Origin of the sequence: Actinokineospora auranticolor, assembly GCF_041897805.1 — a bacterium.
Taxonomy (GTDB): domain Bacteria; phylum Actinomycetota; class Actinomycetes; order Mycobacteriales; family Pseudonocardiaceae; genus Actinokineospora; species Actinokineospora auranticolor.
In genome coordinates this window covers 6,572,325-6,585,764 of sequence record NZ_CP154825.1, presented here as the reverse complement: position 1 = coordinate 6,585,764, position 13,440 = coordinate 6,572,325, and the positions used below count along the sequence as shown (strand labels likewise).

Annotated in this window: 13 protein-coding genes; 3 read left to right on the top strand and 10 right to left on the bottom strand. The window is 70.9% G+C overall.

From position 1 onward, the window contains the following. Positions 1 to 48: 48 nt before the first annotated feature. The 9 genes from V5P93_RS28715 to V5P93_RS28675 all read right to left on the bottom strand — a co-directional run bounded on the left by V5P93_RS28715 (position 49) and on the right by V5P93_RS28675 (position 10,041). Positions 49 to 1,986 carry a hypothetical protein gene (locus tag V5P93_RS28715; RefSeq protein ID WP_104482446.1) on the bottom strand — a complete coding sequence of 646 codons (1,938 nt, stop codon included), beginning with the start codon at positions 1,984 to 1,986 and terminating at the stop codon, positions 49 to 51. A 336-nt stretch (positions 1,987 to 2,322) separates the two neighbouring features. Beyond that, entirely contained in the window at positions 2,323 to 3,603 is a 1,281-nt protein-coding gene (locus tag V5P93_RS28710) for a caspase family protein (protein WP_104482445.1), read from the bottom strand. A gap of 316 nt (positions 3,604 to 3,919) precedes the next feature. Further along, entirely contained in the window at positions 3,920 to 4,492 is a 573-nt protein-coding gene (locus V5P93_RS28705; RefSeq protein ID WP_104482444.1) for a hypothetical protein, read from the bottom strand. Next, positions 4,492 to 5,835 carry a hypothetical protein gene (locus tag V5P93_RS28700; RefSeq protein ID WP_104482443.1) on the bottom strand — a complete coding sequence of 448 codons (1,344 nt, stop codon included), beginning with the start codon at positions 5,833 to 5,835 and terminating at the stop codon, positions 4,492 to 4,494. The genes V5P93_RS28705 and V5P93_RS28700 overlap by 1 nt, the downstream gene beginning before the upstream one ends. Continuing rightward, positions 5,832 to 6,602 carry an ABC transporter ATP-binding protein gene (locus V5P93_RS28695; protein WP_104482442.1) on the bottom strand — a complete coding sequence of 257 codons (771 nt, stop codon included), beginning with the start codon at positions 6,600 to 6,602 and terminating at the stop codon, positions 5,832 to 5,834. The genes V5P93_RS28700 and V5P93_RS28695 overlap by 4 nt, the downstream gene beginning before the upstream one ends. Before the next feature lie 6 nt (positions 6,603 to 6,608). After that, positions 6,609 to 7,376, bottom strand: coding sequence for a zf-HC2 domain-containing protein (locus tag V5P93_RS28690; protein ID WP_104482441.1), 768 nt, complete (start codon positions 7,374 to 7,376; stop codon positions 6,609 to 6,611). Continuing rightward, positions 7,373 to 7,906, bottom strand: a complete 534-nt coding sequence (locus V5P93_RS28685) for an RNA polymerase sigma factor (RefSeq protein ID WP_104482440.1) — start codon at positions 7,904 to 7,906, stop codon at positions 7,373 to 7,375. Before V5P93_RS28685 ends, V5P93_RS28690 begins: the two co-directional genes overlap by 4 nt. Positions 7,907 to 8,042: 136 nt before the next feature. Further along, positions 8,043 to 9,005: a bacteriocin fulvocin C-related protein gene (locus V5P93_RS28680; RefSeq protein ID WP_104482439.1), complete on the bottom strand. Its 963-nt coding sequence runs from the start codon at positions 9,003 to 9,005 to the stop codon at positions 8,043 to 8,045. Positions 9,006 to 9,636: 631 nt separating this feature from the next. Then, positions 9,637 to 10,041, bottom strand: a complete 405-nt coding sequence (locus V5P93_RS28675) for a hypothetical protein (protein ID WP_104482438.1) — start codon at positions 10,039 to 10,041, stop codon at positions 9,637 to 9,639. A 74-nt stretch (positions 10,042 to 10,115) separates the two neighbouring features. Here V5P93_RS28675 and V5P93_RS28670 point away from each other — a divergent pair, with 74 nt between their 5' ends. From V5P93_RS28670 to V5P93_RS28660, 3 genes are all read left to right on the top strand, one after another. After that, a complete protein-coding gene (locus tag V5P93_RS28670) occupies positions 10,116 to 10,658 on the top strand; it encodes a glycoside hydrolase family 20 zincin-like fold domain-containing protein (protein ID WP_104482437.1) in 543 nt (180 codons plus the stop codon). Between the two features lie 15 nt (positions 10,659 to 10,673). After that, on the top strand, positions 10,674 to 12,047 hold the full coding sequence (locus tag V5P93_RS28665) for a protein O-GlcNAcase (RefSeq protein ID WP_104482436.1): 1,374 nt from the start codon (positions 10,674 to 10,676) through the stop codon (positions 12,045 to 12,047). Positions 12,048 to 12,310: 263 nt separating this feature from the next. Next, entirely contained in the window at positions 12,311 to 13,000 is a 690-nt protein-coding gene (locus V5P93_RS28660) for a hypothetical protein (protein WP_181043831.1), read from the top strand. A 55-nt stretch (positions 13,001 to 13,055) separates the two neighbouring features. Here the strand turns inward: V5P93_RS28660 and V5P93_RS28655 are convergent, their stop codons facing one another. After that, on the bottom strand, positions 13,056 to 13,391 hold the full coding sequence (locus V5P93_RS28655; protein ID WP_146108301.1) for a hypothetical protein: 336 nt from the start codon (positions 13,389 to 13,391) through the stop codon (positions 13,056 to 13,058). Between the last annotated feature and the right edge of the window lie 49 nt (positions 13,392 to 13,440).

The following is a 13,440-nucleotide window of genomic DNA, read 5'->3' as shown; positions in this document are numbered from 1 at the left end:
AAGGGGTGGCCTCCCACAAGGGAAGGCCACCCCCGGGACAACCGGGCGCTACGACCCGTTGCCCACCGTGAACGCGTACTCCTTCGTGGGTGACTGCTCCCACGTCGCGAGCATCGCCGTCACCGACACCGACGTGGGGCCGGGGTTGGTCGGGGTCAGCTCCACCGTCGCCGCGCCGTCGGCGTCGGCCTGGGGGTAGTAGTACCGGCCCTCGAACACGATCACGAAGTCCATCGCCCCGGGCAGGGACATCCGGAACGCGCCCGGCTGACCGGGAGCACCCGACGTGGCGTTCTCCGGGTACTCCGCGCTGGTCACCGTGGGCGCGGGCGACGTGACGTAGAACTGGGTCGTCGTGGCACCGGTCCGCTCACCCGAGGCGAGCGTGCTGTACGCCTCGACCTCGTAGTAGCCCCCGAACGCGGGGGTCACCTTGGCGGTGGCCTTGCCGTCCACCGCCGGAACCGCCACGAACTCGTCATAGGGGAACGACGACTTGACCCGGTAGCTGAACGACACCACGTCCGCACGGGCCGCGGTGAAGCCGATCACGCGCTCCGCCCCCGCCTCGGCGTCGACCGGGGTCACCTCGACCTGGGGCAACGCCTGGTCCACGAACAGCGTCGACCGGATGGTGCGCGACCGGTGCCCACTCGCGTCGGTGGTCCACACCACGAGTTCGCGGAGCACCGGCTGCAGGGTCGGCACGGTCACCGTCATCGGGGCGGTGCCGTTCGCGTCCAGCGGCACGGTGGTCTCGGGCCCGTTCTCCAGGCGGTAGGTCGCGGACACCGCACCCGGCTGCCGGGCCGTCAGGGTGAACGTGGTCGGCTCACCCGCCTTCACGCCCCGGTTCTCGAACGTCGGCGAGGTCGGCCGCACCATGTACGTGTAGTGGCGCGTGGGCGAGCGGTTGCCTGCCCGGTCGACGCCGGTCACGTCCAGGTACTGGAAGCCCCAGAACTCCGGCGTGACGGTGATCGTCGCCGACCCGCCGAGACCGTTGGCGGCCACGGAGCCCCGGACGCCCGAACCCTCGTACTGGTACGACACGACGTCGTCGACCCCGCCCGCGGTGAAGACGAACTCGCCGGGGACGTTCTCGCCACCCGACCAGTCCGCCCCCTCGGGGTAGACGGTGGAACTCACCCCGGGCGCCACGGCGGGCGCCTGGTTGTCGTAGGTGAACACGCACGGTGCGGTCCACGCCGACGCCGTGTAGCCGTCCTCGTCGCGGACCGCCACGGCCAGTCTCGTCCCGGACACCAGCAGTCCCTGCGGCACGGTGCCGAGGACCGTCCCGGACCCCTCGTACACCTGCTCGACCCGTTGGGCGGGCCGGTCGACCGGCCAGAACGCCCACCGGGCCGCCCGGTACCCCTGGTGTCCGTCCGGGTCCGAAGTGGACGCGGTGAAGGTCACCGCGGACCCGGAGACGTAGTCCGGGCACGCGGCCGGGTAGGTCTGCTGCAACCCGAGCCCGGTCGGCGTGTTCGGCGGCGTGTTGTACTCCACGCCCACCGACTGCCGCCACGAGCTGTAGGTCCGCCCGAACGCGACGTTCCCCTGCTGGTCCTCGGCGATGCGCACCGCGAGGGTGATCGTCTTGTCCCCGCGGCGGATCGCCCGCTTGACCGCGTCGGTGGCGTCGTAGGTGATCGAGGCCAGGCACTGGGTGTTCTTGACCGACGGCAGGATGTTGAGCTCCTGCGGCTGGTCCGCCCAACTGGTGGTGTGGTCGTGCGGGACGAGCTCCCACACCTCGGTCTGCCGCCGCTTGGCGCAGTCGTTCGCCGCCACCTCCGGGAACACCGCCCGCGCCGAGAACACCGTCGCGGTGCGGAAGTTCGAGATGTCGAAGGCGAAGTAGGACTTGCTCAGGTGCTTGCGCCCCTGCTCGTCCAGCCAGGCGCCCACCCGCGCGTCCCCGGTGGTGATCGCCGATCGCGGCGTCCGGGAGTCGGTGCTGAGCCAACCGATGGGCACCAGACCGCCCAGCGTGGGCTGCCGTGGATTCGTCGCTTGTGCCGGATTTGTCACCACCGCGGTCCCGGCCACCGCGCACAGCGTGGCAACACCCAGTCGCAAGGCGCGACCGAGCGCACGTGAAGTTCGCATGTTTCCCCTCAGTCCCAGTAAACCCAGGGGACATGCTGTCTCATGTGGACGTGGTCCGCCAGTGCGATTCCCGTGCGGCTTCCGCCGCGGTCGCGCCGGTCAGGACGTGATCCCGGCCGGGCGGCCGTTCACGAGATGGCCCAGAGGTCGCTGGTGAACGTGGGCTGGGTGGTGGCCGACTCGGCGGCCTCCAGGGCTTTCAGGTCATCCCGGGTTTGGACGAGCAGGGGGTCGGTGGAGGAGAGGGTGGCGGCGCGGATGTCCACCACTTCCTCGAGCAGGCTGATCGCTTCTTGGAGGTTGGCGCCGTCCTCGTCGGGCGTGAGCGCGAGGCAGCGGGCCAGGATGTGGTGGGCGCGGTTGGTGGGGGGGTGTGCCGTAGCCGTACAGGCGGCGGAAGGCGGGGACGGTGACGTGGAGGAGTTGGACAGCTTCGTCGCGGCCGTCTTCGACCGTGGCGAGGCAGACGGACATGTAGAGGTAGGTGATCAGCAGATCCGGGTGCTTGTACTCGCCGAGGACACCTTGCTGGACGCTGCTGAGGTCGTTGATGAGACCGCCGTACTCCTCGCGGTCACCGGTGGCGGCTTGGGCGAAGAGCAGGTGCGCGCGGGTGCGCAGCAACTCCAGGTCCCCGGCGGCCAAGAGGCGGGACTGCCGCGTGTAGATGTCCTGGAGGTCGCTCACCGCGGCGGGCCAACCAGCGGCACGGGCATGGGCCAAGGCCCCGGTCAACCGATCGCGAAGGGCCTCAACCGTATCGGCGGTGGCAGCCCGGTTGAGCGCGATGGGATAGCGGTCCGCGGTGCGGGTACCGCGTTTTTGCGGCCGGGGAAGCCCCTCGCTGATCATGGAAGCCAACAACTGGCGGTAGACCTCGTCAATGGTCAGGTAGTCGCCCGCCGCGGGGATACCGCTGTCGAGAATCCGCAACAACCGCCCGGTGAACGCCGTATGCGACTCCCCGGGGAGGATCAGCGACACCCGGTTGCTCTCGGTGGAGGTCAACAGGTAGGTCCCATCGATGGCGAGCTGCCCCACAACCGCACCGGCCGGATCGGCCAGCGGCTCACCGAGCGCGCGACCGGAAAAGCAACAGTCCAAAATCACGATCTTCGTCGCGGCCGGACTGTCCAACACCCGCTCCCGCAGGGCCTCATAAGGCAACGACCCGAACACCGGGTGGTCGAAGTCGGTACCGGGCATACCGAGGTACAGCTCATGTTTGCGCCCAACGATCCCGTGGCCGATGTAGTACACCAGCAACACGTCCTCGACCCCGGCCATCGCCGCCGTGAGCCCGGCACTGAGCGCCGACAGATCAGGCTGGTCGAGCAACACGGACGGAGCCAGGTCGGCGAAGACCCGGGCCAGGTCGTTCAGGCACCGCGGCACAACCGGGATACCGGGCAACCTTTCGTCGTGGTAGGACGAAACCCCGATCAGAACAGCACGGGAAGACATTGCGCGCACCAGCCCCTCCACTCCGACCAGGCGAACGGGAAGTCGGGTGATCACTACTCCGCGTTACACCCGCTCGGTCCGCCTGCTCCCCGGGCCGCCCCTCGGCTGTGCGGGTGTGCCTGCAGTTGGGCAATGTGGTGATCGTGCTGTTGTGAAGGCTGACCAGTGAGGTGATTTTCGAGGACCGGTGGGCGTGCCAAGCGATCCCGCTGCCTGCGCGGTGATCACCGCGCCGACCGACCAGCCGACCACGCGCCTACCGAGCAGTTCGTCCCAGCCAGGGCCCGCGCACGGGAGGCGGCCGGGCTCGGCCCGGCCGCCTCCCGTGCGGTCTCGCTCAGCCCCGGATGACGTAGGTGACCGACCCGATCGCGGCGAAAGCGCCCGCGATGTACCAGGTGGTCGCCAGGTCGGCGGGCTGCACCGGCCAGGAGAAGGCCAACGCGGGCCCGGTGGGTGCTCCCGACAGCAGCGCCGTCATGGCCGCCGAGGCGACGACGAGGGGGAACACCCAGCCCCGGCTCGACCCCAGCACCGCCACCCCCAGCGCGCCGAGGCCCGCGAGGCCGATGACGTTGCGCAGCAGCACCTCGGTGGGGATTCCGCTGGGGCTGACCTGTTCCACGACGAACGCCAGCGCCAGGGCGAGCGCCGCGATGGCGACCAGGTGGGCGGCTCGGCGGGGTGGCCAGGCGATCGCGGCGGTCCGCGCCAGGTCCGGGTCGGCGCCCGCCAGGCCCGCGCACGCCGCCCCGACCGCGACCGCGGTCGCGAGCACCGACATGGCCAACGACATGCCCATCGACCCGGTGAGCCTGCCCACGGGCGCGAGCGCGACGACCGCCGCGACCATCACCGCGACGGCGGCGGGTACGCCTCTCTCCCGGCAGTACAGTTCGAGTGCTCGCATCACCGCTCCTCCAACACTGCCAGCAGGTCGCTGTCGCAGCGCAGCGCGGCGGCGCGGACCGCCGCCACCTGCTCGACCTGCCGCTCGCGCGGCAGCGCGGACAGCTGTCCCCACGCCTTGTCGACGAGCGGGCGGGAGTCCTTCCACAGGTAGTCGTACCCCGGCAGCGGGCCGAGCTCCCCGGTGAACCAGCCCACCGTGACCGTTCGCGCCGCCACCTCCCGCCGCACCCGGTCGTACGGGGTGTCCACAGTGGAGCAGACGGGTGTTCCCGCGCCCGCGATCATCGCGGTGAACAGGTCCTCGGGGGTGCCGTCCCGGAAGGCGGGGTCGCTGAGGTCGACGGCGACCGCGTCGGGGGCGACGGGTCGGCGCGGCAGGTCCAGCGCGGTCGGGTGCTCGACCACGGAGGTCGGCGCGCCCGGCAGCACCGCCAGCGCCGCGACCGCCCGGCGCGCCGGTTCGGTCAGCGCCGCGCGCCTGTCCTCGTGCGCCTCGGTGAGGCACAGCCTGGGTGTGTCGTCGGAACACGTCACCGCGAGCGCGCGGGTGTCGGCGACGTGCACGGCCGACCCCGGCGGCGCGACGAGGACGACCGAGAGCACGCCGACGGCCACCGGGACGACCGCGAGCAGCCGCGACCGCGACGCCAGCGCGAACAGCAGCAGACCGCTGAGCGCCACCATCGAGAACCACACCACCTGCGCCACCGATACCCGGGCGGCGACCTGGGTGAACACGCTGACCCCGCCACCGCCCGCCGCCGGGGAGAACACCAGCGCCGCACCCGACGTGCTGCTCTGCCACACCATCGCCACCTGCGCGGCCAAGCCCGCGACGGCCGCGATCGGCGGGGTCATCGCGGACGGGAACACCCGACCGATGCCCAACCCGAGCAGCGCGACCGCGATCAGGCCCAACGCGCCAACCAACGCCACCACGAGCCAGTCGGCGCGGAAGTCGGCGCCGCCCGCGAGCACCCTGACCACGCCGACGACGACGAGACCGAGGTAGCCCGCGACGACACCGAGCGCGAGCGCGCCCGCCACCGGGACCGCCCGCCTCCACTGTCCTACCGGGACTGTCGACAGCAGTTCGTCCACTCCGGACCGCGAGTCGCGCGCGCCCTGCCAGGCCCCCGCGCCCAGCACCAGCGGCCAGGCGAACAGCAGCAGGTAGCGCGACCACTCCGCGAGCCCGGTCCAGTCACGGCTCCACGCGGCGTCGCCCTTGGTCCACGGCCCGGACATCAGGTGCGCCATGGCCAGCAGCAGCACGGCGAGGCCGACACCGACCGCGATGGCCGCCGATCGCCGCAGCTGCAGGCGCAGCGGACCGGTCACCGGGGGGCCGCCTGTTCCAGCAGCGCGGAGTAGCCGCGCTCCAGCGGGCTGTCGCCGACGTCCGAGGTGGCCCCGGCCGCGGCGAGTTCATCGGTGCCGCCCTGGAACAGCACCCGCCCCCGGTCGACGAGCAGCACCTCGTCGCAGCCCGCCGCGACGTCCTCCACCAGGTGCGTGGACACCACCACGCACGAGGTCCGGGCGAGCTCGCGCAGCAGCGTCCGGAACCGCATCCGCTCCGCCGGGTCGAGGCCGACGGTCGGCTCGTCGAGCAGCAGCACCGCCGGGTCGTTGACGACGGCCTGGGCGATGCCCACCCGTCGCACCATGCCGCCGGACAGCGTGCGCATCCGGTCGTCGGCGCGGTCGGACAACCCGACCCGGTGCACGGCCCGGTCGACGGCGGCGGGGATGTCCTTGGCGGGGACCTGCTTGAGCCACGCCATGTACTCGACGAACTCGCGCACGGTGAACCGCGGGTAGTAGCCGAACTTCTGCGGCAGGTAACCGATCCGCTCGCGGACCCGGCGCAGCGACTCCCCGTCGGCGAGGGTTGAGCCGAGCACCCTGAGGTCACCCGATGCCGGGCGCAGCACGGTCGCGAGGGCGCGCATCAACGTCGTCTTGCCCGCACCGTTGGGCCCGAGCACGCCGTGCACCCCGATCCCCAGCACCAGGTCGACCCCGTCGACGGCCATCCTGCGGCCCGCGCGCACGCGCAGACCCGCCGCGCGCACGTGCGCGGAGTTGTCCATGTCGGTTCTCATCTCTTGTCAGCGGTCACCGGTCAAGCGGGTGAACAGGGACGCGCGGGCCACGGCGAGCACCGAGGCCACCGCGGCGGCGGCGAGCCACAGCACCGCCATCGCCGGGCTCAGCAGCGCGGGCACCGTGGCGGTCACCAGGCTCGGACCGACCACGAGCAGCACCCACACCGAGACCAGTCCGAGCGCGGCGCGCCGGACCCCGACCAGGGTCCCCAGCGCCAGCGTGGTCGCGGTGAACGCCAGGCACGGCAGCAGCCACCGCGCGGGCGAGGCCCCCACCAGCCACCCCAGCGGCAGCAGCACCGGCAGCACCACGCCGAGCACGGCGACCGTGCGGCGCAGCACCAGGTACAGCCCCGCGCGCGGGGTGCACGCGACGATCTCGTGGGCGGGGTCCATGCCCGACGACCACGCCGCCGCCACCCCGGCCACCGGGGCGATCGGGGCCAGCAGCAGCACCAGCGACGGCAGTTCGGTGCCGAGCAGGTCGGTCACCACGGCGAGGGCGGCCACCGCGAACGTCATCAGCACCCACGGCACCATCGCCGGGGACGCCCACGCGGCGGCCCGCACCAGCGGTGACGGGCGCCTGCGCGCGATCGCCAGCGCCGGGGCCATGGCGACCCACAGGTCCTCGACCCGCGGTGCCACCGCCCCGAGCGCCGAGCGGCAGTCGGCGCAGCCCGCCAGGTGGGCCTCGATGACCGCCGTCTCCACGTCGGTGGTGACGTTGTCGGCGTAGCGCTGGAGGTGGTCGAACGGAACGTGGCTCACGAGAGCGCCTTCCCCATCGCCAGGCGCGCCCGCCGGGCCCGCGTCTTCACCGTGCCCTCCGGCAGGTCCAGCACCCGCGCGGTCTCCCGCACGGACAGCCCCTCCAGCACCAGGGCGTGCAACACCGCCCGCAGCTCGGTGGGCAGGGCCGCCATGGCCGCGCCCACGTCGCCGTCGAGGATCCGGTCGAACAGCTCGTCCTCGGCGGAGAGCGCCGCGACCGCGTCGGCGGGTACGGGGCGGGCCTGCCTGGCCTGCCACCGGAACCCGTCCACCAACCGCCTGATGGCGATGGTCCACAGCAGCGCGTTCCCCGACCCGTCCTCGACGACGTCGTGGAACCGGGCCGCCGACCGCCACACGGTCAGGTAGGTCTCCTGCATCACGTCGGCGACCAGCTGCTCGTCCTGGCAGCGCCGCCGCAGCCGCACGAGCAACCACGGCGCCGTCGCGCGGTAGAAGCGCTCGAAAGCCCCCCTGTCACCCCGCGCGGCACGCCGGATCAGCTCCGCCTCGTCGCAACCGCTCATCTCGCCACCCGCATGTCCTGTAGTCGAACGGTCACCGCCCGCAGGTTCTCACATCCAGTGTGACCCGTGACACACTTACTGGTCGGGTCGAGGTGTACCCCCCGGCCCGACCAGTAAGTGTGCTCGTTCTTGAGTATCAGTCGAAGCAGAGCCCGTTGCACGCCTGGTTGTTGAACGAACCGCACCCGGTCGAGGCGTAGTTGCAGTCGGCGGAGCGGCAGTGGTAGCCCCAGGTGCACCAGTCGTCCGTCTGGTTGCAGGTGCAGCCGCCCCCGGCCACGCCCGCGGCGATACCCGCGTGGTCGGAGGGTCCGAGGATGGCGATCAACCGCGCGGCCTCCTGGTGCCCGAGCACGCGGACGCCCTCGTCGTGCAGGTGCTGGAGCCGCCCGGCGAGCGCGGACCCCTCGGCGGCCACTCCCGCGAAGGTGCTCTCCCGGGCCGCGACGGCCCGCGCCTCGCGGACGTAGGCGACCTGCTCGGCCGACAGGTTCGACCGGGACCGCAGGTACCGGTCGAGCTGCTCGACCCACAGCTCGCTGCGGACCTTCGCGGGCAGCGCCTGCACGATCGCCCTGCGGTGGGCGAGCGGGTGGGCGACGACCGCGTCGTAGGTGGTGGGCAGGGCGGCCCGGTTGGCCGCCACCCAGGCCCTGGCCTTGGCATCGTCCGAACTGGCGAACGCGGGCACGTTGCCGGTGGCGACCAGGCCGGTCGCGATCGCGACGCCCGCGCCGAGCCGCAGGAACCGCTGGCGCCCGACGTCGCCGGACTCCCGCGCCTCCTCCGCGCCGTAGCGCAGCTCGCCCAGCGCGTTGACGATCCTGAGGCTCGACCGCACGCCCAGCATGCGCACGAGCGGCACGGTCATACCCCGCCCGTGCCACCCCTTGACCCCCGCCGCGTCGACCCGCAGCAGCGTCGGCTCCCACGGCGCGTCGGTGAACGCCCGCTCCCGCCACCGCGCGACGTCCGGGTGGGTCAGCGGGAGGACCTCCAACTTGCCCTCGCACGCCCGCTCGACGGCCGCCGAGACCCTGCGACACTTCCCGCAGGACGCGTCGAAAGCAAGGACCCACCGTCTCTCGGTACCACTCATTGCGCTCCTCGTGCCGTGGACGCGCGCCGATCCCCGAATCGTCGCGCGGCGTCGGAAATGGTGAACCTGATCCGTGAACTCCGGATGACGAACGCGAAATCGGCCCGTCCCGACGAAATCGGGACGAACATTCTCGCGTCAACCCCAGTGTGACTTTCACAAGACTAGTGAGCGCATGGTTGCCCAGAAACCACCGTCCGGGTGAACGTGGTACAACGCGGGCGGCAATGGAGTTGGTAGGAAAGCTGTATCGAGTGAAGCCGGGTCGGCGCAGTTCACGGCGCATGAGGTAGAACTTTCCGGTCATGCTCAAGTCGACGCGACGATCATCAAGCAACGACATTTATTTGGGGGTCGGCATCGATGAGACATGATTTCGAGAATCGAATTAATGCACGCAGGACTCACCAGATGGCCCACGATGAGTTGCCGCGCTGCCGCGCACCCGAATCCGCCCGCGATCGATCCCGCCGCACTCTCGCGGCGCGGTCGGTCTTCTGCTCGACGAACTCGCCGCCCCCTGCCCGGAGTGCTCCGTCGACGCCGCGGCGAACAGCGGAAGTCGTACCCGACAGGAAAGTCCGGGTGGCGTCATCCGGGGCCGCTCATTCCAGGAGTGATCGGGCGGCGTTCAGCACGATCGTCTCCACACTGTCCACAGCTCTCCGGTGACCGCGTCGCGGTCCGGACCACCGACGGCGCGCTGAAGGTCAAGGCGGGCGACCTCGGCCCGGGCTGGCTGACCGTGAGCCCGAACTCGGTCAACGCCTTCCAACTCGACGGCGACCGGATCGCTTTCACCAAGGGCACCGACCTGTTCGTCCGCGCGGGGGCCATCGACGGTCCGCAGGAGCTGGTCGCGTACAACGCGCACCGCTTCCAGATCGACGGCGACCGGACCGCGGTGCTGTACGAGGACGAGCTCTACGTCGCCGAGGGCGACATCGCCGAACCGCAGGACATGGGCTGGGTCACCGTCGACCCGGACTCGGTGACCGCCTTCCAGATCGGCGCCGACCTCGGCAAGCCCGTCCACGTCGCCTGCCCACCGCGTGCCACCGACCCGGGGCGGCCTGCCCGCCCCGGGTCGTCACCCAGAGGGGAAGAACCATGCGTACTCACGCCTTGCTCGCCGGTGTCGCCGTCCTGTTCCCGTTGCTCGCGGTGCCCGCCAACGCCGGGGACAGCCTGCCCCCGCCCGAGGTGTGGCCGCTGCCGCACCAGATCACCCGCTCCGGTGCGGACGTCGTGCTCCCGGCCAGCGCCCTGGTGGTCGTCGACGCGGGGACCGACCAGTCCACTCGCGACGGTGTCGAAGACGTGCTGGGGGACGGGGGAGTGGGCACCGTCGAGGTCGTCGAGTACGGCCACGAGCACGCCTCCCCGCTCAAGGTCCGGGTCGGCGCGCTCAGCGGCGCGAACATCCACGCCGCCGCGGTCACCCTGCCCGCGTCGCTGCCCGCCGAGGGCTACTACCTCACCGCCCGGCCGGGCGAGATCGTGCTGGCAGGCGCCGACGCCGACGGCACCTTCCACGCCACGCAGACGTTCTGGCAGCTCATGCAGCCGGGCAAGATCGCTCCCGTCACCGTCACCGACTACCCCTCGTTCCCGGTCCGCGGCGTCGTCGAGGGCTCCTACCGTCCACAGTAGACACATGGGGAGGAGTTGGATCAGATCGAGTTCGGCGCCCGGGTGAAGTACAACTCCTTCATCTACGTGCCCAAGGGCGACCCGTACCACCGCGACAACTGGCGCCAGCTCTACCCGGCGGGCCGCCGCGCCGAGCTGGCCGAGCTGGTGCGGAAGGCGAAGGCGAACCACATCAGGTTCACCTATGCCCTCGCCCCCGGACTCAGCGTCTGCTACTCGAACGCCGCCGACTACACCGCGATCACCGCCAAGCTGCAACAGCTCTACGACATCGGTGTCCGCTCGTTCGCCCTGCCGGTGGACGACATCGAGGTCGACGACGACAACGACTACGTCCGGCAGTGCGCGGCCGACCAGCAGCACTACGGCGCGCCGACCAAGGCGCACATGGCCCACGCCCAGGTCGAGCTGCTCAACAAGGTGCAGCGCTCCTTCCTGGACACGTCGCCAGGCACCGCCCCGCTGATCACCGTCCCCACCGACTACTGCGACATCGACGACTCGCCGTACAAGTCCACCTACCGCGCCGAACTGGACAGCCGCGTCCAGGTGATGTGGACCGGGTACGGCGTCACCCCGACCTCCATCGAGGTCTCCGAGGCCGCCGCAGCCGAGGCGATCTGGGGCCGCAAACCGCTGGTGTGGGACAACTACCCGACCAACGACTACGAGCAGGCCACCGGCAGGCTGCTGATGGGTCAGTACGACGAGCGCAAGGCGGGCATCAGCGCGCACCTGTCCGGGATCACCGCCAACCCGATGAACCTGCCCTCGGCGAGCAAGGTCGTGCTGTTCGGCATGGCCGACTTCACCTGGAACGAGAACGCCTACGAGCCAGACCGCGCCACCCGCCAGTTCGCCGAGTGGCTCGGCGACGGCCCCGACGGTGCGGTCACCCAGGCCCTGCTCGCGTTCTTCGACCTCAACAACCTCGCCCCGGTAGCCGACAACCAGGAGGACCCGAACACCGGCGAGGACATCCCGGCCGACCCGTGGCTGCCGCAGACTCCCGGTCTCGCCGTCCGGGTGGCCCAGTACCGCCAGACGTTCCAGACCGACCCGCACCAGGCGATCGACACCATGTGGGACTACGCGGAGATCCCGCGCACGGCACCCCAACTCATCCGAACCGGCACCACGGACGCGGGCTCCGACGCCTGGCTCGACGCCCTGTCCCTGTGGGCCGACGCGCTCGAGACCGCCCTGGTCGGCGAAGCCGCCCAAGTCGACGGCGACGAGACGACCGCGCAGGCCCACTTCGCCGAAGCCAACCAGCTCGTCGCCCAGGCCCGCGCGATCCAGGTGCCACCGGGCCAGCTGAACCTGCCGGGCCCCGTCCGCCTCGGCGACGGCGTACTGGACACGTTCATCGAGAGCATGTCCACCTGACCCCCCGATGACCACCGCGGGCCCCGGACCAGTTCCGGGGCCCGCGGCTCGCATCTGCGGGGACGCGTGGCGGAGTGGCAGGCGCTGAACCAAGCGGCCAACGGCCCAGTCCGTTGTCGACTTCGCGCACGGTTCAGCTTATGCGTCCAATCGTCTCAATGGGTGCCGCCACAATGAGCGCTTGTGGGTCCCCGTGTGAGCGCGGTCCGGTCCGGGGTGTCATTGAATTATTGGGCAGTCCGAAATCTGGGGATTTCACTCGATTGCCGGTGCATGTGAAGGTGATCATGCAGGTAGGTTCTGAACTGCCCGCCCACGTGGAGGCGGAATGTCACTGGGGGCAAGAAATGAAATACCTGCGCAGAGCGGCGGTTTCTGTCGCACTGTTTTCGTTGGTTGCCGTTGTTTTCGCGCCGAGTGCGTCGGCCGACACCGGAAAACGCCAGGTGCGGAACTGCGTTGTCCAGGCCGACGTGGTCAGTGTCAACGGCGTCCCGGTGGAGGGCCCGAAGGTCCCGCACAAGCCGGTGTGCTTCGACACCATCGGCGCGGGGCTGGTCTACGCGACCGGCGGCGCGATCAGTGCCGAGTCCGCGGCAGGCGTCGACACGCCCGCCAAGGCAGGCGCGCTGGTCGAGGCCGCGGAGGGCAAAACCGGAGCTGGGGCCCTGGCCGTGGTCATCGGCCTGTTCTACGACTCGAACAACTACGGTGGAGGCACCATCCTCACCATCACCACCTCGACGGGCTGCTCGCCGACCTTGGGTTTCGGAACGAGCTACGTCGGCGATTACGCCAACGACGACATCGCTTCCGGTAAGAGCTTCTCCAGTTGCAAGCACAAGGTCTGGGAGGACGCGTACTACTGGGGCGCGAACTACGGGTGGACCTATGGCACGTCCGGCTACGGGCTCCTGGACGAAGAGATCTCTTCGATCGAATTCAGCTATTAGTTCCCCGGCGTTCCGGTGATGGGGCGGGGCCGCCGCACCGGCCCCGCCCCATCACTCACCTCGCCAAACCGGCCAGACCGGCCGACGCGCAGGCCGCCGGACTGGTCCCGACCACCACGACCGAGTGGCCGTCCGCCTGGTCGACGCAAGCCACCAGGGACGGGACCGGGTACGGGCCCGCGGTGTTGGGATCGCTGCCGGGCTCGGGACTCACCACACCCTCGACGCCGGGGCGCAGCAGCCCCGTCCGCCACAGCGTCGTGCAGAACTCCACGGGGGTGACCGGTTCGGCGGCGCCGTCGGAAGGCGTGGCCTGCGAGCCGAACGTCCCCGGGATGGCCGCCCCGTCGTCGGCGACAGCCCGGCACTCCACGCCCGATGAATCGGTCACGGGAAGCGTGGAAACCACCGCGGCCGCACCACCGCCGACCACCGCGATC